Source organism: Streptomyces cinereospinus (assembly GCF_042430725.1).
In the GTDB taxonomy this organism is placed as follows: domain Bacteria; phylum Actinomycetota; class Actinomycetes; order Streptomycetales; family Streptomycetaceae; genus Streptomyces; species Streptomyces cinereospinus.
The window spans coordinates 123,850-144,636 of record NZ_JBHMCY010000002.1 but is presented as its reverse complement, the minus strand read 5'-3'; the positions used below and the strand labels follow the sequence as shown (position 1 = coordinate 144,636).

General features: G+C 72.7%; 20 protein-coding genes and 3 pseudogenes. 12 read left to right on the top strand and 11 right to left on the bottom strand.

Features of this window, described 5'->3' with window-relative positions; translation table 11 throughout:
* The 4 genes from ACFF45_RS01700 to ACFF45_RS01685 all read right to left on the bottom strand — a co-directional run.
* On the bottom strand, positions 1-921 hold a 921-nt coding region (locus ACFF45_RS01700; protein WP_381340867.1), incomplete at its 3' end, for a TerD family protein.
* 83 nt (positions 922-1,004) lie between these two features.
* A complete protein-coding gene (locus ACFF45_RS01695; protein ID WP_381340864.1) occupies positions 1,005-1,583 on the bottom strand; it encodes a TerD family protein in 579 nt (192 codons plus the stop codon).
* 159 nt (positions 1,584-1,742) lie between these two features.
* Positions 1,743-3,893: an excinuclease ABC subunit UvrB gene (uvrB, locus tag ACFF45_RS01690; RefSeq protein WP_381340862.1), complete on the bottom strand. Its 2,151-nt coding sequence runs from the start codon at positions 3,891-3,893 to the stop codon at positions 1,743-1,745.
* Between the two features lie 40 nt (positions 3,894-3,933).
* A complete protein-coding gene (locus tag ACFF45_RS01685; RefSeq protein WP_381340859.1) occupies positions 3,934-4,800 on the bottom strand; it encodes an MHYT domain-containing protein in 867 nt (288 codons plus the stop codon).
* Positions 4,801-5,080: 280 nt separating this feature from the next.
* Between ACFF45_RS01685 and ACFF45_RS01680 the strand changes: the two genes are divergently transcribed.
* Positions 5,081-5,959: a glycerophosphodiester phosphodiesterase gene (locus ACFF45_RS01680; protein WP_381340857.1), complete on the top strand. Its 879-nt coding sequence runs from the start codon at positions 5,081-5,083 to the stop codon at positions 5,957-5,959.
* A 56-nt stretch (positions 5,960-6,015) separates the two neighbouring features.
* Positions 6,016-6,570, top strand: coding sequence for a methylated-DNA--[protein]-cysteine S-methyltransferase (locus tag ACFF45_RS01675; protein ID WP_381340854.1), 555 nt, complete (start codon positions 6,016-6,018; stop codon positions 6,568-6,570).
* Between the two features lie 38 nt (positions 6,571-6,608).
* Here the strand turns inward: ACFF45_RS01675 and ACFF45_RS01670 are convergent, their stop codons facing one another.
* Positions 6,609-7,037, bottom strand: coding sequence for a VOC family protein (locus tag ACFF45_RS01670; RefSeq protein ID WP_381340851.1), 429 nt, complete (start codon positions 7,035-7,037; stop codon positions 6,609-6,611).
* Positions 7,038-7,135: 98 nt separating this feature from the next.
* On the opposite strand from ACFF45_RS01670, the gene ACFF45_RS01665 reads away from it, so the two are divergent.
* From ACFF45_RS01665 to ACFF45_RS01655, 3 genes and pseudogenes are all read left to right on the top strand, one after another.
* Entirely contained in the window at positions 7,136-8,044 is a 909-nt protein-coding gene (locus tag ACFF45_RS01665; RefSeq protein WP_381340848.1) for a pseudouridine-5'-phosphate glycosidase, read from the top strand.
* A gap of 32 nt (positions 8,045-8,076) precedes the next feature.
* Positions 8,077-8,361, top strand: a pseudogene (locus ACFF45_RS01660) (PfkB family carbohydrate kinase); the annotation flags it as partial.
* Positions 8,362-8,597: 236 nt separating this feature from the next.
* The gene (locus ACFF45_RS01655) at positions 8,598-9,725 is read left to right on the top strand and encodes a magnesium and cobalt transport protein CorA (protein WP_381340846.1); all 1,128 of its coding nucleotides are present in this window, start codon (positions 8,598-8,600) and stop codon (positions 9,723-9,725) included.
* A gap of 30 nt (positions 9,726-9,755) precedes the next feature.
* Here ACFF45_RS01655 and ACFF45_RS01650 read toward each other — a convergent pair whose 3' ends face one another.
* The gene (locus ACFF45_RS01650) at positions 9,756-10,184 is read right to left on the bottom strand and encodes a CBS domain-containing protein (protein WP_381340843.1); all 429 of its coding nucleotides are present in this window, start codon (positions 10,182-10,184) and stop codon (positions 9,756-9,758) included.
* A 167-nt stretch (positions 10,185-10,351) separates the two neighbouring features.
* On the bottom strand, positions 10,352-10,984 hold the full coding sequence (locus ACFF45_RS01645) for a nucleoside/nucleotide kinase family protein (RefSeq protein WP_381340840.1): 633 nt from the start codon (positions 10,982-10,984) through the stop codon (positions 10,352-10,354).
* Between the two features lie 101 nt (positions 10,985-11,085).
* Here ACFF45_RS01645 and ACFF45_RS01640 point away from each other — a divergent pair, with 101 nt between their 5' ends.
* From ACFF45_RS01640 to ACFF45_RS01630, 3 genes are all read left to right on the top strand, one after another.
* Positions 11,086-11,814, top strand: coding sequence for a DUF2293 domain-containing protein (locus ACFF45_RS01640; RefSeq protein WP_381340838.1), 729 nt, complete (start codon positions 11,086-11,088; stop codon positions 11,812-11,814).
* A gap of 284 nt (positions 11,815-12,098) precedes the next feature.
* Complete coding sequence (locus tag ACFF45_RS01635) at positions 12,099-12,578, top strand: anthrone oxygenase family protein (RefSeq protein ID WP_381340835.1); 480 nt, start codon at positions 12,099-12,101, stop codon at positions 12,576-12,578.
* 108 nt (positions 12,579-12,686) lie between these two features.
* On the top strand, positions 12,687-14,174 hold the full coding sequence (locus ACFF45_RS01630) for a glutamate synthase subunit beta (protein ID WP_381340833.1): 1,488 nt from the start codon (positions 12,687-12,689) through the stop codon (positions 14,172-14,174).
* A gap of 112 nt (positions 14,175-14,286) precedes the next feature.
* On the opposite strand, the pseudogene ACFF45_RS01625 reads toward ACFF45_RS01630, so the two are convergent.
* Positions 14,287-14,771 (bottom strand): annotated as a pseudogene (locus tag ACFF45_RS01625) (carboxymuconolactone decarboxylase family protein).
* A 70-nt stretch (positions 14,772-14,841) separates the two neighbouring features.
* Between ACFF45_RS01625 and ACFF45_RS01620 the strand changes: the two are divergent.
* Positions 14,842-15,003: pseudogene (locus tag ACFF45_RS01620) on the top strand (PLP-dependent aminotransferase family protein); the annotation flags it as partial.
* Positions 15,004-15,084: 81 nt separating this feature from the next.
* Here the strand turns inward: ACFF45_RS01620 and ACFF45_RS01615 are convergent.
* The 3 genes from ACFF45_RS01615 to ACFF45_RS01605 all read right to left on the bottom strand — a co-directional run bounded on the left by ACFF45_RS01615 (position 15,085) and on the right by ACFF45_RS01605 (position 17,129).
* Positions 15,085-15,873 (bottom strand): SAM-dependent methyltransferase, encoded by a 789-nt coding sequence (locus ACFF45_RS01615; protein ID WP_381340830.1) that lies wholly within the window; start codon positions 15,871-15,873, stop codon positions 15,085-15,087.
* 119 nt (positions 15,874-15,992) lie between these two features.
* A complete protein-coding gene (locus ACFF45_RS01610) occupies positions 15,993-16,268 on the bottom strand; it encodes a DUF397 domain-containing protein (protein ID WP_381340828.1) in 276 nt (91 codons plus the stop codon).
* Complete coding sequence (locus tag ACFF45_RS01605) at positions 16,269-17,129, bottom strand: Sco1979 family transcriptional regulator (protein ID WP_381340825.1); 861 nt, start codon at positions 17,127-17,129, stop codon at positions 16,269-16,271.
* Between the two features lie 258 nt (positions 17,130-17,387).
* Between ACFF45_RS01605 and ACFF45_RS01600 the strand changes: the two genes are divergently transcribed.
* The 3 genes from ACFF45_RS01600 (at position 17,388) to ACFF45_RS01590 (ending at position 20,736) form a co-directional block, all read left to right on the top strand.
* Positions 17,388-18,008, top strand: coding sequence for an ATP-binding protein (locus ACFF45_RS01600; RefSeq protein WP_381340822.1), 621 nt, complete (start codon positions 17,388-17,390; stop codon positions 18,006-18,008).
* Positions 17,999-18,436 carry a hypothetical protein gene (locus ACFF45_RS01595; RefSeq protein ID WP_381340819.1) on the top strand — a complete coding sequence of 146 codons (438 nt, stop codon included), beginning with the start codon at positions 17,999-18,001 and terminating at the stop codon, positions 18,434-18,436. The genes ACFF45_RS01600 and ACFF45_RS01595 overlap by 10 nt, the downstream gene beginning before the upstream one ends.
* A gap of 437 nt (positions 18,437-18,873) precedes the next feature.
* Positions 18,874-20,736, top strand: a complete 1,863-nt coding sequence (locus ACFF45_RS01590; protein ID WP_381340945.1) for an ABC transporter ATP-binding protein — start codon at positions 18,874-18,876, stop codon at positions 20,734-20,736.
* Positions 20,737-20,787 lie beyond the last annotated feature (51 nt).

Genomic DNA, 20,787 nt, shown 5'->3' with positions numbered 1-20,787 from the left:
GGGGACGGACGGCTCAGCGAAGGAGGACGCGTCCGCTGGGGCGGACGGCCGGGCGAGAGGCGAGGGATCCGCGGGGACGGACGGCTCAGCGAAGGAGGACGCGTCCGCTGGGGCGGACGGCCGGGCGAAGGGTGAAGGGTCCGTGGGGGCAGACGGTTGCGGCAGGGACGAGGGGTCGGCGCCCGCGCGGCCGCCGGCGGTGCCGTGCGGGGTCTGGGCGGTGCTGCCCTGCGAAGTCCGGCCCGTGCCGCCGTGCGCGGTCGTGCCGTAGGGCGAGCCGCCGTGGTCCTGGCCCAGGGCGGGTGCGGCGGCCTGGCGGGTGCGGTCGCCGTCCGCCGCACGGGGCGGGGGTGCCGCCACCGAGCGGGACATGCCCTGGGCGACCGCGTCGTGGATGGTGCCGGCGAGCCGGTGCGCCTGGGGCAGGCCCTGGTCGGTGAGGAGCTCGGCGAGGCCGCCGGCGTAGCCCTGACCGACGGCGCGCACCTTCCAGGCGCCCTGGCGGCGGTAGAGCTCCAGCGCGACGACCGCCGTCTCGGCCTCCAGGCCGGTGATGGTGTAGCTGGCGACCTCGCTGCCGTCGAGTCCGGTGACCGCGACGAAGGGGGCCGCCACGGCGCCGAAGCGTGCCGGTCCCCCGGCGCCGGTGGGCAGAGCGAGCAGCACATGGACGCGGTGCACCGCGTCCGGCAGGGCGTCCAGGTCCACCGCGAGACGGTGCTCGGCCGCCGCCTGGCGCGGTACCTCCAGTCCGGGCAGGGTGGGTGCGCCCGGGTGGGCCACCCGCTCCGTGTCCCGGACCTTGCCCTGCTCGTCGCCGATCGTGGCCGCGGCCACGATCGGCTTGCCGGCCGAGACCCTGATCTCTAGGCGGGCCTGGGGCAGCGGGTGGTTCTGCCCCCGCACCAGCTCGGCCGTCATCGCTCGATCCCCCTGTGTGGCAGTTGTTGTCGTGTGTCACTCACCCGCGCCGCGGGCGGGTGCCGCGCCCGGGCCTCGCCGGCTCAGAGGAGCGGCAGGATCGCCGGCATCAGGTCCTGGAAGGTGCGGCCGTTGGCCGGGGTGCCGAGGGCCGTCATGGACCAGCCCGTGCCCGCGCGGTGCACCTTCGCCATGATCTGGGCCGTGTAGGAGCCGCCACCGGCGAGCGTGTAGCGGGCCAGTTCCTGGCCGTTGGTCTCGTCCACGAGACGGCAGAAGGCGTTCTGCACCTCCTGGAAGGTCTGGCCCGTGAAGGAGTTCACGGTGAAGACGATCTGGTCGATGTGGACCGGAAGGCGCTCCAGGTCGACCAGGATCGCCTCGTCGTCGCCGCCCTGGCCCACACCGCCGACGAGGTTGTCGCCGGTGTGGCGCACCGAGCCGTCGTCGCTCACCAAGTGGCGGAAGAACACGACGTCGACCGGCTGCTTGTCCGCGAAGAGGACGGCGGAGGCGTCGAGGTCGATCTCCCGGGTGCGCGAGCCGAACAGGCCGCGACGCGGGGCCGCCTGCCAGCCGAGACCCATGCGCACCGCGGTCAGGCTGCCTCCGTCGTTCTTCTGCAGACTGATGGCCTGACCCTTGGTCATGTTGACGGTCACGCGCTGATTCCCCTCTCGAACAATCCCCTGTTGCCGCGAAGTCGCGGATGACCAGCACCTTACGCAGGGGCACTGACAGCGACGTAGGCCGGTCCGTACTTTGTGTCGGTCTTGCAACACAGCGCGTTCCGGCGGGGTCACAGGGGTCCCGCCGGCCCGTCAGGCCAGGCCGGCCTCCTTCATCTGGCGCAGTTCCTTCTTCATCTCCGACACCTCGTCGCGCAGCCGTGCCGCGATCTCGAACTGCAGGTCCGCGGCGGCGGCGCGCATCCGCTCCGTCAACTGCTCGATCTGCTCGGCGAGCTCCGCGGCCGGGCGGTCGGTCGGCACGGTCTCCGCGGCCTTGCCCTTGGCGCGCCTGGCGGGCTTCGCGTCATCGACCGCGTGGTCCTTCAAGGAGGGCACCGGGGCCCTCGTCCCGCGGCCGTCCTTGCGGGCCTGGCGGTAGCCCGTGCCGAGCAGCTGCTCGGTGTCGACGCCCTCACGCGCGATCTGCGCGACGATGTCGTTGATCTTCTTGCGCAACGGCTGGGGGTCGATGCCGTTCGCCTTGTTGTACGCGATCTGCTTCTCCCGGCGGCGGTTGGTCTCCTCGATGGCCTTCTCCATCGCCGGGGTGATCTTGTCGGCGTACATGTGGACCTGGCCGGAGACGTTGCGCGCCGCGCGGCCGATGGTCTGGATCAGCGAGGTGCCGGAGCGCAGGAAGCCCTCCTTGTCGGCGTCGAGGATCGCCACCAGGGACACCTCGGGCAGGTCGAGGCCCTCCCGGAGGAGGTTGATGCCGACCAGGACGTCGAACTCGCCGGAGCGCAGTTCGCGCAGCAGTTCGACGCGGCGCAGCGTGTCGACGTCGCTGTGCAGGTAGCGGACCTGGATGCCGAGTTCCAGGAAGTAGTCGGTGAGGTCCTCGGCCATCTTCTTGGTGAGCGTGGTGACCAGGACGCGCTCGTCCTTCTCCACCCGGGTGCGGATCTCGTGCACCAGGTCGTCGATCTGGCCCTCGGTGGGCTTGACCACGACTTCGGGATCGACCAGGCCGGTGGGCCGGATGATCTGTTCGACGACGCCGTCGGAACGGGACAGCTCGTACTGGCCGGGGGTGGCCGACAGGTAGACGGTCTGGCCGATGCGCTCCTGGAACTCCTCCCACTTCAGCGGGCGGTTGTCCAGGGCCGAGGGCAGCCGGAACCCGTGGTCCACGAGGGTGCGCTTGCGGGAGGCGTCGCCCTCGTACATGGCGCCGATCTGCGGCACGGTGACGTGCGACTCGTCGATGACGAGGAGGAAGTCCTCGGGGAAGTAGTCCAGCAGAGTGTTCGGCGGGGAGCCGGGCAGGCGGCCGTCGAAGTGCATCGAGTAGTTCTCCACGCCGGAGCAGGTGCCGATCTGGCGGAGCATCTCGATGTCGTACGTGGTGCGCATCCGCAGCCGCTGGGCCTCCAGGAGCTTGCCCTGCTTCTCCAGCTCGGCGAGCCGCTCCCCCAGCTCCTTCTCGATGTCGTTGACGGCCCGCTCCATGCGCTCGGGGCCGGCGACGTAGTGGGAGGCCGGGAAGACGTAGAGCTGCTGGTCGTCGCTGACGATCTCGCCCGTGAGCGGGTGCAGCGTCGACAGCGCCTCGATCTCGTCGCCGAACATCTCGATGCGGACGGCCAGCTCCTCGTACACCGGGAAGATCTCGATGGTGTCGCCGCGGACCCGGAAGGTGCCCCGGGTGAAGGCCATGTCGTTGCGCGTGTACTGGATGTCGACGAAGCGGCGCAGCAGCTGGTCGCGGTCGACCTCCTCGCCGACCCGCAGCGGCACCATGCGGTCGACGTACTCCTGCGGCGTGCCCAGGCCGTAGATGCAGGACACCGAGGCGACCACGACGACGTCGCGGCGGGTGAGCAGCGAGTTGGTCGCGGAGTGGCGCAGCCGCTCGACCTCCTCGTTGATCGAGGAGTCCTTCTCGATGTAGGTGTCCGACTGCGGGACGTACGCCTCGGGCTGGTAGTAGTCGTAGTACGAGACGAAGTACTCGACGGCGTTGTTCGGCAGCAGCTCGCGGAACTCGTTCGCCAGCTGGGCGGCCAGCGTCTTGTTCGGCGCCATCACCAGGGTGGGGCGCTGCAGCTTCTCGATCATCCACGCGGTGGTGGCGGACTTGCCGGTGCCGGTCGCGCCGAGCAGCACGACGTTCTTCTGCCCGGCTGCGATGCGCCGGGCGAGGTCGGCGATGGCCGCCGGCTGGTCGCCGCTCGGCTGGTAGGGGCTGACGACCTCGAAAGGCGCCACCGTGCGTTCGATCTTGGAAACGGGCCGCATGCCATCCACCGTACGACCCCGCACTGACAACCGGCTCCTATCAGCGGTTCTGCGGGGTGCGGGAGGTGCTGCGGGCCGGGATCCGGCGAGTGCGCGGCGTGAGCCGGCGGGGCGGGTGCGGCACCGCCGGGTGGGCCGGGACGCCGGGCTTGTGCTCGGGCCGGGGCACGGGCTCCTTGCCCATGACGATCAGCGGGTCGAACACGACGACGACGCCCGCGAGGAGCAGGAAGGCGAGCGGGCCGAGCAGCATGGGGGCGAGCAGCGCGGCGGGCGGGTCGCCCGAGACGGGGTCGGCGGTGCCGTGCAGGTGGACGCTGAGGGCCGCCATGCCCGTGTAGTGCATGCCCGTGACGGCGAGTCCCATGACGAGGCTGGCGCCCACGCTCCACAGGAGCCCTCTGACCTGTCCGGCCGCCCACAGGGCGGCGGTGGCGGCGATCATGGCGATGAGGACGGAGGCGGCGACGGTGAGCGTGTTGTACTCCAGCTCTCCGTCCAGCTGCATGCCGGCCATGCCCAGGTAATGCATCGACGCGATGCCGAGGCCGGTGATGGTGCCGCCGGTGAACAGGGCGGTGCCGGACGCGCCCCGGTAGCCGACGATGAAGATCCCGATGCCGACCATCAGGACGGCGACGCCCAGGCTGGCGTACGTCATCGGCTTGTCGAAGTGGATCGGCGCCTCCCGGACCGTGAAGCCCATCATCGCGATGAAGTGCATGGTCCAGATGCCGGAGGCGATCGCCACCGATCCCAGGGCCAGCCAGGAGGGGCGCCAGGAGCCGCCCACGAGAAAGGCTCTGGTGGTGCAGCGCAGGCCGAGGGCACCGCCGAGGCAGGCCATGACGAAGGCCACCAGCGGTGTGACGAGGCCGTAGCTGAATCCGTCGACCGTGCCCTGCATGTGCGGCTGTCCTTCCGCCCCGTTCCGTCCGGAATTACGCGAAATGCTCCCCCTCCCAGGACCGCCCGAGCGGTCAGGGTCGTGGCAGAGAGTATGACTCCCACCGGAATGGCCGAACGACTCTCCGGCAAAGAAACACGCCTCTGCCCCAGTTGTGCCGCACTGGTGTGCGACCTCGGGCTCCTCCATTCAATCTGTGTCCATCCTGTACCCCTCCGGAGTTGACCGTCCGCTGCCACGGTGGGGCCTGTCCGTGTCCGGTTCGACGCGAGGAGTCCGCATGCACGCGCGTGCAGCCGCCGCCACGACCACCGCGCTCCTGGGGGGCGTCGCCCTGCTGTTCCCGGTCTCCGACGCCGGAGCCGACGCCGGAGCCGAACGGCCTCCCTCGGTCTTCGCCCACCGGGGCGCCTCCGCCTACGCGCCCGAGAACACCCTGGCCGCCGTCGACAAGGCCGCCGAGCTGGGCGTCCAGTGGGTCGAGAACGACGTGCAGCGCACCAAGGACGGTGAGCTGGTGGTGATCCACGACGACAGCCTGCGGCGCACCACCGACGTGGAGCGGGTCTTCCCCGGCCGGTCCCCCTGGAAGGTCGGGGACTTCACCGCGGCCGAGATCGCTCGCCTGGACGCGGGGAGCTGGTTCGGGGCCGCCTACGCGGGCGCGCGCGTGCCGACGGTCGCGGAGTACCTGCGCCGGGTCGAGCACCACCATCAGAGGCTGCTGCTGGAGATCAAGCAGCCGGAGCTGTACCCGGGCATCGAGGGGCAGACGCTGGATGTCCTCGGCAACGAGGGCTGGCTGGACCGGCAGCACCTGGCGGACCGGCTGATCGTGCAGAGCTTCAGCGCGGACAGCATGCGGGCCGTGCACGAGCAGGAGCCCGCGGTCAGGACCGGCTTCCTCGGCACCCCCTCTCTGGCGCGCGTGGCGGAGTACGCCGGATTCGTCGACCAGATCAACCCGTCCCACACCCTGCTGACGCCCCGCTACGTCTCCGCGGTCCACCGGGTGACCGGTGCGCACGGCAGGCCGCTCGAGGTCCTCACCTGGACCGTCGACGACGCGGCCACCGCCCGCAAGGTCGCCGGGTACGGCGTCGACGGCGTCATCACCAACAAGCCCGACGTCGTCCGGGACGCGCTGGGCGGGCAGTGACGTTCCGGCACCGGTCCGGGGCGGGCGGTGTCAGTGGCGGGTCGTACCGTGGGCGCATGGACAGCCATGGGCAGTACGGGCAGCAGGTCGTGTGGACCGTCGTCGCCGCCGACATCGGTCCACTGCTGCTGGCCGCGACCGGCGAGGGCCTGGTCAACGTCGTCTTCCACGCCACGGACCCGGTGCGCGACCGGGCGCTCGGCCGGCTCGCGTCCCGGCTGGGCACCGAGCCCGCCGAGGCACCCGGCTCCCCTCTGCTGGCCGAGGCGATACGTCAGGTCCGGGCGTACTTCGCGGGTGAGCGCCGCGATGTCGAGCTGCCGCTGGACTGGTCGCTGATCTCGGGCTTCAACCGCCAGGTGCTGCGCGAGCTGGCGTCCGGCGTGCCGTACGGCACGGTCGTCGGGTACGGCGAGCTGGCCCGCCGGGTGGGTCAGCCCGGCGCGGCCCAGGCGGTGGGGACGGCCATGGGCGCCAACCCGCTGCCCGTGGTCGTGCCCTGCCATCGGGTGGTGGAGAGCGACGGCGGCATCGGCGGGTTCGGCGGCGGTCTGGAGACCAAGCGGCAACTGCTGGCGCTGGAGGGCGTGCTGCCCCAGCCGCTGTTCTGAGACACGGGGCCCCGCCGCGCGGGCCCCGTGCGTCCGGCTCAGGCGTAGTGGCGTGCCTCGAAGAAGTTGCCGTCGGGGTCACGGAAATAGAAGGTGCGCCGGGCGTTGCCGCGGGCGCCGAAGGAGTCGTGGCCGATGTCCGTCACCGGGACCGAGCGCTCCCGCAGACGGTCGCGCAGGGCGTCGAAGGCGTCCTCGGGCAGTGCGAGGCAGACGTGGTTGAGGGGGTGCCCCGAGCTCTCCGCCGCCCCGGGGAGCATCTCCATGCGTTCCGCCATGGTGAGCGGCATCAGATCGATGATCGTCTCGTCGTTGACGCGTACCGAGGGGAAGGGCGCCTGCCCCTCGGCGAACTCGCCGAGCCGGACCGGCTCCAGGCCGACCGCCTCCTCGTAGAACTCGGCGGCGGCCACCGGATCCCGCACCCAGAGGACGACGTGGTCGAGACGTGGCGTGTTGTCCGTCATGCCCCCAGGCTGGTGTCGTGCCGCGCCGGCCGCAAGGGTTTGACCGGGCGCAGGGCCCGCCAGGGATGAGGGATGACCGACGGACAGGAGGCGGGCCCGTGACGCTGGTGGTGTCCGAGGAGGTGCGGGAGGCGGTCCACGCGCGCCGGGCCGTGGTGGCCCTGGAGTCCACGATCATCGCGCACGGGCTGCCGCGTCCCCGGAACATGCAGGTGGCGCTGGAGCTGGAGGAGGCGGTACGGCGGCAGGGCGCCGTACCGGCCACGATCGCCGTGCTGGACGGGCGGCCCCGGGTCGGTCTGGACGAGGGGCAGCTGGAGCGGGTCGCGAACGAGGACGGAATCCGCAAGCTGGGCCACCGCGATCTGCCGCTCGCGGTGGCCACCGGGGCGAGCGGGGCGACCACGGTGTCGGCGACCGCGCTGCTGGCGGCGCTGGCGGGGATCCGGGTGTTCGCGACGGGCGGGCTCGGCGGGGTGCACCGGCGATGGACGGTGACGCAGGACGAGTCGGCCGACCTGGGTCTGCTGGCCCGTACGCGGATCACGGTGGTGTGCGCGGGCGTGAAGTCGATCCTGGACGTACCGGCGACGCTCCAGCGGCTGGAGACCCTCGGCGTCGCGGTGGCCGGATACGCCACGGACCGCTTCCCGGGCTTCTGTCTGGCGGACTCCGGGCACCCCGTGGACTGGACGCTGGACAGCCCCCGCCAGGTGGCCGACGTCATGCGGGCCCAGGACGCGCTCGGCGGGCCGGAATTGGCACTGGTCGTGGCCAACCCGGTACCGGAGACCGAGCAGCTGGACCCCGCGCTGCACGCGCGCGTGCTGGCCGACGCGTTGCGGTCGTGCGAGGCGGAGGGCGTCACCGGGCAGGCCGTCACGCCGTTCCTGCTCGACTACCTGGTACGGCACACCGAGGGCGCCTCGCTGAGTGCCAACCTGGCGGCCGTGCGCGGCAACGTCCGGCTGGCGGCACGGATCGCGGTGGCCTGGGCCGGGGCGTGAGCAGGGCCGGACCCGGCACGCGGGACAGCGGCCTGGGCCGAGACGTCAGCGAGGCCGCGCCCGGCGGGCGGGGCGGCGCCCGGCCGATCGTCGGGGACGTCGTGACGGACGTCGTCGCCCGGCACCGGGGGCCGCTGGCCGGGGGCACGGACACGGCCTCGGTGATCCGGACGCTGCCCGGTGGCGCGGGCGCCAACGTGGCCTGCCCAAAGGCCCATTGAGGATGGGCGGAGGTACGGCTGCTCGGCCGGGCCGGTGCGGACGCGGTGGCGTGGCACGAGCGGGCGCTGACCGCGGCGGGGGTGCGTCCCCGCCTGGAGGGGCGCACGGCGGGGACGCGAGCGGTCGAACAGGTGGGCGGCAGACCGCCCCTGCCCCCCGGTGCCGGATGAGCCGGCCGGGCGTCGGACCACCGGCAACTCCGTCGTCCACAACCGGGAACCAAGCGGAACGCACGCTTTCCACAGGCTTGCCCGCTGCTCACACGGTCCTGGCACACTGGCGCGACAGGCGCAGGATTGCGGCGCGAGAGGATCCACGCAAGGAGATCCAGATGTCCATGGCAGGGAATCTGCGGAAGGTCACGGGCCTCGGCAGGGTCGGCGGCCTCCGGAAGGTGGCGCGGCTGGCACGGCGAGGCCGCCGGGTCGACCTGAGCCACCCCGCGCGATCCCCGCTGGGCTCCTCGGTGGTCAACTGTGTGGCCTACGAGGAGGGGACCCGGCTGCCCCTCGACGGTGACCTCGTCGACACGGTGGAGCGGGTGCGCAAGCACGGCGCGGGTTTCGTCTGGCTGGGCCTGCACGAGCCGACGAACCAGGAGTTCGCGGGCATGGCCGGGCTCTTCGACCTGCATCCGCTCGCGGTCGAGGACGCGATCGAGGCGCATCAGCGCCCGAAGGTGGAGCGGTACGGTGAGACGCTGTTCGCCGTGTTCAAGACGGTCTGCTACGTCGAGCACGAAGAACTGACGGCGACCAGCGAGGTGGTGAGCACCGGTGAGCTCATGGTGTTCGTCGGCCAGGACTTCGTCATCACGGTGCGGCACGGCATGCACGGCTCGCTGGGCCCGCTGCGCGAGGAGCTGGAGGCCGACCCCGGCCAGCTCGCCAAGGGCCCGTCCGCGGTCCTGCACGCGGTCGCGGACCATGTCGTCGACGAGTACCTCAACGTCATCGACGCGGTGCAGGGGGACATCGAGCAGGTCGAGACGGACGTCTTCGCGGAGAACGGCGCCCGTGCCGACCCGGGCCGCATCTACCAGCTCAAGCGCGAACTGCTGGAGCTGAAGCGGGCCGTGGTCCCCCTGGGCCGACCGCTGCTGGACCTCTCCGACCGGCCGATGCGGGTGGTGGAGCCGGAGATACAGGCCTACTTCCGCGACGTCTCCGACCATCTGACGCGCGCCTCGGAACAGCTCGCCGGGTTCGACGAGTTGCTCAACTCGATCCTGCAGGCCCACCTCGCCCAGGTCACGGTCGCGCAGAACGCGGACATGCGGAAGATCACGGCGTGGGCCGCGATCGTCGCCGTCCCCACGATGGTCTGCGGGGTGTACGGCATGAACTTCGACCACATGCCCGAACTGCACTGGAAGTACGGCTACGGCATGGTCATCGGCGTCATATCCGTGGCCTGCCTGGCCCTGTACCGCGCCTTCCGGCGCAGCGGCTGGCTGTGACCGACCGGTGCGGGCGAGGCGGGCGGGCGGTCAGCGGTTCGTGCCCCTGGCGTAGACCCGCTCCGCCCAGGAGGCGATCTGGTCCTCCGTCAGGTGCTGGGCGAGGTCGGCTTCGCTGATCATGCCGACCAGGCGCTTGTTCTCGATGACGGGCAGCCTGCGGATCTGGTGGTCCTCCATCTCCTGGAGCACCTCGCCGATGTCGGCGTTCGCGTCGATCCAGCGCGGTGTGCCCTTGGCCATCTCGCCCGCGGTGACCTTGGACGGCTCATGGCCCAGGGCGACACAGCCGACCACGATGTCGCGGTCGGTGAGGATGCCGCAGAGCCGTTCGTTCTCGTCGCTGATGGGCAGCGCCCCGACGTTCAGCTCACGCATCAGCTGGGCTGCGCGGTCCAGGGTCTCGTGCGCGGGGATCCACTGGGCGCCCCGGTGCATGATCTCTCCGGCGGTGGTCATGGAGTACCTCCCGGTGCCGGCCGGCGCGGCGCGGGACGCACCGCTAGTCCCGGCGCCCTTCATTCTCGCCGGGTCACCGGGCGCACGCACCCGGGGCGGCGGTGGGGGACGCGTGCCGCGGGCGCGCGGGGGCGGCCCGGCGGCCGGCCCGGGCGGGCGGGGTGCGGTCAGCCGCTCCACGCCGGGCGGCGCGGATCGTCGGCGCGCACCAGGACGTCGGCGGCGCCGGCGGGGTCGGTCTCGGCCTCGTACCGCGCGAAGGCGGGCAGGGTCCAGTGCTCGGCCTGCGGTGTGCGGCGGCGCAGGGCGGCCGGGGAGAGCAGGAGGTGGACGGTCAGGTCGAAGGGGAACCAGTGGCGCAGCAGGATCGGACCGTGCAGCAGCAGCACACCTCCGGGCGGGAGTTGGACGTACGGACTGCGGGTGGCGCGGTCGGTGACCGGGTCCAGGAGGTCGGGCAGGACGCGCCCGTCGCCGCCGGGTTCGAGAGGGCCGAACACCTCGCGCCACAGGGCACCGGTGTCGAACCAGCCGTCGTAGTAGGCGTCCACGTCCTGGTGCCCGTGCTCCAGGCGGACGGAGGCCGGCCGCAGGAAGCCCTGGGTGCCGACGGCCAGCGAGGGGCGGCCGCGCAGGCGCAGGGCCTCGTGGACGCGTACGGCGAGCTCCCCGGGCCCGGCCGCCGGGGCGCCGTCGAAGGCGACACGCGGCCAGGGGCTGCCGTCGGCCGGCTCCAGGGCGAGCAGACGTTCGGTGAGGCGGTCGGCGAGCCGGTCCCAGGTGATCGCTTCGAGTCGCACATGACCATGATTGCGGATGCGGGGGTGGTGCGGGGAACGGCCGGCGCGCGGGGGCGTGGAGGCGGGCGTGCAGGGGGGAAGCAGGTGGGAAAGAAGCGGATATGGCCGTGCGTGCAACCCCGTCGTCCTCCGGCGAGGTCAGTCCTCTCACCGGTTCCCGGACCGCTCCCGTCGTCATCCAGTCACCGAAGAAGAAGCGCTGCGCCCGGTGCCGGCGCGGGCCGCTGTCGCTGCTCGTCATGGTGGAGGGGGCGCCGCGGTGCCTCGACTGTGCCGACCTGGGGCACCTGGTCTTCCTGCCGCGGGGCGACACCGCGCTGACGCGCAGGGCGCGCGAGGAGAGCGGGCTGTCGGCGGTCGTCGTGCGGTTCAACCGGCGCAGGAGCCGTTATGAGCGGCAGGGCGTCCTCGTCGAGGAGGCGGGGCTCGCGCGGGCCGAGGAGCGGTGCCTGGCGGACGCGGAGGCCCGGCGGCGCCGCCGGGCCAGGGACGCGCGGCGCAGGGCGGCGGAGGACGCCCGCTTCGCGGAGGCCTTCGCGGCGGAGGTCCTGCGGCTGTTCCCCGGGTGCCCGCCGGAGCGGGCGCGGGCGATCGCGGCGTACGCGTCCTTGCGGGGCAGCGGGCGCGTGGGGCGGACGGCGGCCGGGCGGGCGCTGACGGAAGGGGCGGTGACGTCGGCGGTGGTGGCGGCGGTGCGGCATGTGGACACGCCGTACGACCAACTGCTGATGAGCGGGGTGTCCTGGTACGAGGCACGGCGCAGGATCGCGGCGCCCGTGGCGGCGGTCCTGCGGGAGTGGCGGGCGGAAGGGCTGGGCTCCGTCGGGTGAGCGGCCGATGTTGAGTGAGCGGCCGAGGTCGAGTGAGCGGCCGAGGTCGAGTGAGCGGCCGGGCAAGGGGCGTGCGGGCGCGGGCGTGAGCCGCCTCGCGTCTTCCGCGCGCCGGACCCGGGCGCCCGGGCGGTCTCCCCCGGCCGGATGCTCGCGCGGAGAGCCGCGCGGTCGGGTCGTGGTCCGGTCCGGCCGGTCCGGGATTCACTGGTGGTGCAGGGTGGGGCAGGGGAAGGGCCGAGGAACCGGACGGGACCCGGCAGGGCGTGGGAGGAGTGGGTGACGTGGTGGACGGGCCGTACTTCGTGCTGACGGTCGCGGGGATCGTCGGGGCCGGGCTGGTGGCCGGGGTGTTCTGTGCCTTCTCGACGTTCGTGATGCAGGCGCTCGCCGCGCTGCCGCCCGCGCAGGGGGTGGCAGCGATGAAGGCGATCAACGTGACGGCGGTGCGGCCCGCCTTCATGGCCGTGTTCCTGGGATCGACGCTGCTGTGCGCGGTGATCGCCGTGGTGACCTTCGTGGTGTGGCCCGGCGCGGGGGCGGCGGAGCTGCTGGTGGGCAGCGCCCTGTACCTGTTCGGGTGCTTCGGGGTGACCGTGCTCGCGAACGTGCCGCGCAACAACGCGCTGGCCGAGGTGGAGGCCGGGACCGCGGAGGCGGCCGCGTACTGGCCGGCGTACGTGCGCGGGTGGACGGCGTGGAACCACGTCCGGACGGTCGCCGCGGCCGGCGCCGCGGTGGCGTACGTGCTGGCCCTGGTGTGAGCCGGCGCTGCGGGGCCCTGCGCGGGCGGCCGACGGGACGTATCGTGGCCCAAAGGGTGCCGCCGATGACGCACGGCCCGTCGTACCCCTACGCGAGGAAAACCGGCCATGGCCGATCCCAAGGGTTTCATGACCACCCCCCGCCAGGACTGGCCCCGCCGGCCGGTCGAGGAGCGGGTGCGGGACTGGAACGAGGTCTACGTCCCGGGGGCGCTGCTCCCCATCATCAACCAGCAGGCGGACCGCTGCATGGACTGCGGCATACCGTTCTGCCACCACGCCTGTCCGCTGGGCAATCTGATCCCGGAGTGGAACGACCTGGTCTCCCGGGACGACTGGCGGGTGGCGAGCGACCGGCTGCACGCCACGAACAACTTCCCCGAGTTCACGGGGCGGCTGTGCCCGGCGCCGTGCGAGGCGGGGTGCGTGCTCGCGATCAACCAGCCGGCGGTCACCATCAAGAACGTCGAGTGCGCGATCGCCGACCGGGCCTGGGCGGAGGGCTTCGCGCCGCCGAGCCCGCCGGAGCGGCTGAGCGGGCGGACGGTCGCGGTGATCGGCTCGGGGCCCACGGGGCTGGCGGCGGCACAGCAGCTGACGCGGGCGGGGCACACCGTCGCCGTGTACGAGAAGGACGACCGGCTCGGTGGGCTGATGCGGTACGGGATCCCCGAGTTCAAGATGGAGAAGCACCATCTGGAGCGGCGGCTGGAGCAGATGCGGGCCGAGGGCACCAAGTTCCGTACGTCGACGGCGGTCGGGCGGGACATCGGGGCGGCGGAGCTGCGCTCGCGGTACGACGCCGTGGTGATCGCGACCGGGGCGACGGCCTGGCGTGAACTCCCCGTCCCCGGGCGGGAGCTGGCCGGTGTCCACCAGGCGATGGAGTACCTGCCGCTGGCCAACCGGGTGTGCGAGGGCGATCTGGAGGCCTCGCCGCTCTCAGCGGCCGGCAAGCATGTCCTGATCGTCGGGGGCGGGGACACGGGCGCGGACTGCCTGGGCACGGCGGTACGGGAGGGGGCGGCGTCGGTGACGCAGCTGGACATCTACGCCCAGCCGGGGGCCGAGCGGGACGACGACACCGAGCCCTGGCCGACGTACCCGAAGATCTACCGGCTCTCGGCGGCGCACGAGGAGGCGCGCGAGCTGGAGAGCGCGCCGGCGGCGGACGCGGACGCGCGGCTGTTCGCGGCGTCCACGCTGCGCTTCACGGGGGACGCGGAGGGGCATGTGCGGTGGCTCCACCTGGTCGAGGTGGACGCGCGGCGGCAGCCGGTGCCCGGCACCGAGCGGGCGCTCCCCGCCGACCTGGTTCTGCTCGCCCTCGGCTTCTCCGGGCCCGACCGGGAGGACGGGCTCATCGACCAGCTGGGGCTGGGGGTCGAGCCACGCGGCACGCTCGCCCGGGACGCCGGCTTCGCGACGAACGCCCCCGGTGTCTTCGCCGCGGGGGACGCGGCCCGGGGACAGTCGCTCATCGTGTGGGCGATTGCGGAGGGGCGGGCGGTGGCGGCGGCTGTCGACCACTATCTGACGGGGAGTTCGGCCCTGCCCGCGCCCATCGGGCCGTACGACCGGCCGATGGCGGTGTGAGGGCGCGGCGGGGACGGGACCACCACGGCACGGCGGCGCCACCCGCGCGGATACTGCCCCGCACGGATACCGCCCCGCACGGATGACCACGGCACGGCAGCACTCCCGTCCTTCAGCGGCGGCGCTCCTCCGTCCCCGCCACCTTCGCCGTCGACAGCGCCACCCGGTTCCACGTGTTGATCGTGCAGATCAGGGCGATGACCTGGGCCAGTTCCCGGTCCTCGAAGTGGGCCGCGGCCCGCGCGTACACGGCGTCGGGGACGCCGGCGTCGGCGACCAGGGTGAGGCCTCGGTGAGCGCCAGGGCGGCCTGTTCCTTCGGTGTGAAGAAGTGCCGGGCCTCGCGCCACACGGCGACCATGTGCAGGCGGTCCTCGCTCTCGCCTGCCCCGCGGGCGTCGTTGGTGTGCATGTGCAGGCAGTACGCGCAGTGGTTGAGGTGCGAGGAGCGGATCTGGATCAGTTCGACGAGGGCCGGGTCGAGGCCCTCACGGGCCGCCGCGTCCAGTCCGATCAGGGCGCGGAAGGCCTTCGGGGCGAACCGGGCGAAGTCGAGCCGGGTGCGCTCCGCTCCGGCCCCGGCGGCGGCACGGGGCACGGCGCCCGCCGCCACCTCCCGTCCACCACGCTCGCAGCACTCGTAGTCGCACCCGCCGCACCCGTCGCACGCCGCCCGGCAGGGCGTCGCCCTCGACGGCCTCGCCGCGTTCCGGCACCCGGAGACCGCCATGGGCGCGGGGGACGGCCTGGTCGTCGGCTACGCGACCCCGCCGGAGCACGCCTGCGTGGCGGCACTGGACGCCCTGTGCGGCGTCCTGCCGCCCCCGTGACGCCCCCACGGGCGCAAACGCTCACGCCCCCTCCGCGTCAGCGTTTGCGCCCTCCACCGGGACACGAGCCGGCGCCGGCGCTCACGCCTTCCGCGCCACCGCCCCGTACCCCGGAATCACCCCGTCGTCCTGGCCCGGCACCGGCTCGCCCAGCTCCGGATGCCACTCGTGCACCACCACGACCCCCGGCTCGACCAGTTCCAGCCCGTCGAAGAACCGGGTGAACTCGTCCCGGGAGCGCAGCGCGAGCGTGACGCCCGCCGCCCTGAGCTTCTCGGTGGCCGCCGCCGAATCCTCCGGGGTGAAGTCGGAGGTGGCGTGGGTCATCATCAGGTAGCTGCCGGACGGGAACGCGGACAGCAGCTCGGTGACCAGCTCGTGCGCGCCGTCCTCGTCGGAGACGAAGTGCAGCAGCGCCACGAGGGAGAGCGCCACGGGCCGGCTGAGGTCCAGGACCTTGCTGGCCCCCTCGATGATGGCGGCGGGCTCGCGCACGTCCGCCTGGAGGTACTCGGTCACCCCCTCGGGCGTGCCGCGCAGCAGGGCCGCCGCGTGGGCCAGCACGATCGGGTCGTTGTCGCAGTACACCACGCGCGCGTCCGGCGCCACGGACTGAGCGATCTGGTGCAGGTTGGGCTCGGTCGGGATGCCCGTGCCGATGTCGAGGAACTGCCGTACGCCGTTCCCGGCCAGCCAGCGGGTGGCCCGGTGCATGAACGCGCGGTTGACGCGCGCCATCACCGGCACCCGCGGGTCCAGGGCCAGCATCTGCCGGCCCAGCTCCTCGTCGATCGGGTAGTTGTCCTTGCCGCCGAGATACCAGTCGTACATCCGCGCGGGATGGGGCCTGCTGGTGTCGATCCCGGTCATGAGGCACTCCGTAAGCGTCGATTGCGAAAAGTCATCAATTCAGCACCAGGATAAGGAAGTTAATCTGTCAAGCTTCAATAGGGTCTGCAAACACTCCAAACAATGAGCGTCACGAATTATCACGACAGAAGGAAGTCGGCCACCCCCGCCTTCGCGCCCTCGATGAACGCCGTCATCTCGTCGGAGGTGTAGATCAGCGCCGGCCCGTCCGGGTCGGTGGACTGCCGGACGGCGATACGGCCGTCGGCGAGCTTCATCGCCTCCAGGCAGTTGCCGCCGTTGCCGCCGCTCCACGGCTTGTGCCAGCCCTCGCTGCCCAGTTCGCGGGCCGGCATGCCGTTGTAGATCCGCTCGGCGCGGGCCCGCGGCTTGGGCTGGGACGTGATGCGATCCATTCACAGCTCCTTGCGGAGATCCTCGAGGATCTCCTTCGTGCGATGTGCCGTAGCGGCCTGCGCCGCCATGCGGTCCATGACCTCCAGGTGGGTCGCCACCTCGGCGCGCGCGTCCAGGTAGACGGCGCCGGTCAGGTACTCGCTGTAGACCATGTCCGGAAGTTCGGGCATGGCGAATCGGAACAGCACGAAGGGCCCGTACGTGCCGGGGTGCGGCCCCGTGGCGAACGGGACGACCTGCAACGTCACGTGGGGCAGCCGCGCGACGTCGAGCAGTTTGTCGATCTGGGCACGCATCACCTCAGGGCCGCCGACCGGGCGGTGCAGCGCGGTCTCGTCCATCACGGCCCACATCCGCGGCGCGTCCTGACGGGTGAGCAGGTCCTGGCGTTGCATCCGCAGGGCGACGTGCCGCTCGATGTCCTCGGGCCGGGTCTGGCCGACGGCGCCCGACGTCAGGACGCCGCGCGCGTAGTCCTCGGTCTGCAGGAGCCCGGGCACGAAGTGCGGTTCGTAGCTGCGGATGAGGGAGGCGGCGCCCTCCAGGCTGACGTACATCGAGAACCAGCCGGGCAGGATGTCGTGGAACCGCTGCCACCAGCCGGGCCTGTTGGCCTCCTCGGCCAGCTGGACGAAGGCGTCGGCCTCGGCGTCGGCGACGCCGTAGGCCTTCAGGAGCAGTTGCAGATACGGGATCTTGAAGGCGACCTCGGCGGTCTCCATGCGGCGGATGGTGGCGGGGGCGACGCGCAGGACGCGGGCCGCCTCCTCGCGCTTGAGACCGGCGCGTTCACGCAGGTCGAGCAGGCGCCGGCCGAGGACGACCTGGCCGACCGTCGGTGCCGACCGCGGCTCGCTCATGCTCCACCTCCCCTCATCGAGACCCCGACCCCTGTACGTTCCGTAAGGAGTACGAAACTGGCACAGAATCAGACGAATACCGACAGTCCGGCGGCGCCATTCGAAGATCTATTCGATAGCCGGTGCCGACCTCGGGGATCTCAACTGGCGCTGCATCACATGCTGTTGCGAGCAGTGTGCCATGGCCCTTCACTACGTCACACATCACTCTGCAATTTTCAGAGTGGCACTTGCCAAGCTGTTCGAGGCAGGGCGATAGTGGCAAGCGTGATTCCGTCCGCGCCCTTAGGAACAGATACCGCCGCAGGCCCTTCCGGCCTCGGTGCCGCCTCGGCAGCCGGCCCCGCGGGGTCCGCCGCCGAGCGCCGGTTCCGCTTCGAACTGGCCGCACACCCGGGCTCCCCCGCGCAGGCCAGACGCCTGACGCGGACCAGGCTGACCGGCTGGGCGGTGTGCGAGGACACCTGCGACACGGCCGCGCTGGTGGTGTCGGAGCTGGTCACCAACGCGATCCTGCACACCGCGAGCGACGTCGTCGTCTGCGAGCTGCACGACGGTGACGGCATGGTGCGTATCGCCGTGCGCGACCAGGGGTGCGCGGCGGGTGAGCCCCAGCCGTCACCGGGCCGGCCCGAGGAGGAGCACGGGAGGGGGCTCCTCCTCGTCGACGCGGTGTCGCACGCCTGGGGCGCGCAGGAGCAGGGCCCCGGGCTGCTGGTCTGGGCCGAGCTGCCGCGGCAGGCCTACGCTCCGAGCAGCGACCTGGGCTGGGGCGCCCGTCCCAAGCCGGATTCGTCCGGCGACTCGGACGAGGACGACCAGCCCCACGCGCGCGTGTGCCGGCCGGCGCGCGGTGAAACGGGGACCGGATGGGGCTGAGGGCTGCCTCCGGCGGGGCACGGACACACACCCTGGACACGCTCGTCCGGCTCCACCGCGGGCTGCGCCGGCCGGACGAACCGCCGCTGCGGCTGTCCGTGCCGGACGGCATGACGGCCCCGCTGGGCTGCGACGCGGTGCAGGTGCCCGCCCGCTTCGGCCCGCTCGTCCTGCCCCGCCTCCCGCGCGTGGGATGCGTCTACGCCGACGAGGCGCACTGGTGGTGGCTGGTCCCGTCCGACTCGGACTACGCCCTGGAGTGGCCCGCTCCCGCGCGTTACGCCACCGGCGCGGTCGTCCCCGAGGCGCCCCACCTGATCCACCGGCCCGACGGCACCCTGCCCTACACCCCGCCGATCCCGCTGTACCTCGCCCTGTGCCGCATCCTCGGGACGACGCCGAGCTGGTCGCGGGCGGTCACCGCGTAGGGCCCCGCGGGGGCGTCCCGGCGGAGCTCCAGCCCCGCGGCCGACACGCGCTCCCGGACGACGCGCCTCGCGGCCGCCCCGGGCTCCCGGACAGGCGCCCCGCAACCGACACGCGCTGGCGGACAGGCGCCCCGCGGCCGACCCGTTGCTGGCGGACGACGCGCCCCGCGCCCCCTCGCCCGCGAGCAACGCAGCCCGGAGACCCCGGGCCCCCGGACATCCGCGCCCCCGCGCCCCGCCCCACGGCTCAGAGCCGCTCACACCCCGGCGTGCGCCCCCACCCCCTCCCTGCGCCCTGCCCAGTCACCGGCCGTGCCGCGATAGTGGCCGTTCGTGCGGGACCGGGGAGGTCGGCGGTGGGAACGAGGGGCGGCGTGGGCGAGCCGGAGGTGTCCGAGTCGGAGCGGCTGCTCTTCGGTGGCCCCCTGCGCTACGACATGGGCTGGAACCAGCACGCGGACGCCTTCCTGGAGCTCACCTTCCGGGCCATGATCACGCGGATGCCCGCCCTGCTCGGTGCCAGCTTCCGGCTGGCCCGGCAGGCCGACCGGAGCGCCGCGCGAGTCGTCCTGGCGGCCGAGGCGGGCCGGGGCGTGGCACAGGCGGTGAGCCTGTTCGCGGTCAACAGCGTGCTCGGCCGGCTGATGGGCGCCGGGCCGGTCGAGGACCGGCTGCGCGGCGCCGTCCCCGCGCTGACCGCCATCGCCGTCGTCCTGCTGCTCGGCGCGCTGCTGCGGGCGGCGTCGACGTACGCCACCGGCCGGCTGGAGCCGAAGGTGGAGCGGGTCGCGACGGAGCGCTACCTGGAGCGGGCCGCGGCCGTCGAGCTCGCGGCGATCGAGGACCACGCCTTCCACAAGCTGCTGGACACCGCCCAGTACGGGGCGTCCTCGGCCCGCCGGATGATCATGTACGGCACACGCGTGGTGAACGCGGCGATCTCCCTGGTCGCGGCGGCCGGCGTGCTCACCGTGCTGCACCCGATGCTGCTGCCGCTGCTGGTGACGATGACGCTGCCCAGCGCGTGGAGCGCGCTGACGAACGCCCGGCGCCGCTACGAGTCGTTCCACACCTGGGTGCAGCACGCGCGCGCGGGACATCTGATCAGCAGCCTGCTGACGGAACCGGCGGCGGCCCCGGAGATCCGGGTGCACGGCGTGGGCCCGTTCCTCCTGCGTCACTTCCGCGCGATGTCGGAGGCGGCGGAGGCGGAGCAGGCCCGGCTGGCGCGGCTCGCGGCCCGGACCGGCCTGATCGCGGCGGCCTGGACGGGCCTGGCGACGGTGTCGACGTACGCCACCCTGGGCGGCCTGCTGCTCGCCGGGGCGATGTCGCTGGCGGTGGCGGGGACGGCCGTGATCGCGATCCGGACCGGCTCGGCGAGCCTGGAGACGCTGGTCCTGGAGATCAACCAGTTGCACGAGGAGGCTCTCTTCGTCGGCGATCTCGAACGTCTGTACGTCGAGGCCGCCGACCGGGCGATCCCGGCCGGCGGCACGGCCCTGCCGGAGGACCCGCGCGAGATACGCTTCGAGAACGTCACGTTCAGCTACCCGGGTGACGCCACCCGCCCCGCGCTCGACGACGTCACCCTGACGCTGCCGCTGGGCCGGATCATCGCGCTGGTCGGCGAGAACGGCTCCGGCAAGACCACCCTGGTGAAGCTGCTCGCCGGGCTGTACACACCGGACCGGGGCCGGATCCTGTGGGACGGCGTCGACGCGGCGACCGCGGACCGGCACCGGCTGGCCGAGCGCATCGCGATGGTGGCGCAGGACTTCAAGCGGTGGCCCTTCACGGCCCGGGTGAACGTCGCCGTGGGGCGGCCCTCGGTGCCGGTGACCGAGGAGCGGCTGGCCGCGGCGGTCACGGAGGCGGGCGCCGAGGAGGTGGTCGCGGACCTGCCGCGCGGTCTGGACACCCTGCTGGCCCGCAACTTCAGCGGCGGGCACGAGATGTCCGGCGGGCAGTGGCAGCGGCTCGGCATCGCCCGCGCGGCGTACCGGCGGGGCAGCATCCTGATCGTGGACGAGCCGACCGCGGCGCTGGACGCCCGGGCCGAGCTGGAGGTGTTCGACAAGATCCGCGCGCTGGCCGGGACCGGCCAGACGGTCGTGCTCATCACCCACCGCCTGGCGTCCGTACGCCATGCGGACCTGGTGCACGTCCTGGACGAGGGCCGGCTCGTGGAATCGGGAACTCCGGAGGAACTGCTCGTCAAGGGCGGCGTCTACGCGGAGCTGTACGGATTGCAGGCGGACCAGTTCACGATGCCGGCGCCCGCACCGAAAGCGGGCTGACCCCGCCCGCGCCGGCAACGGACCGGCATCGCCCCTGTCGAAGCGCCCGCG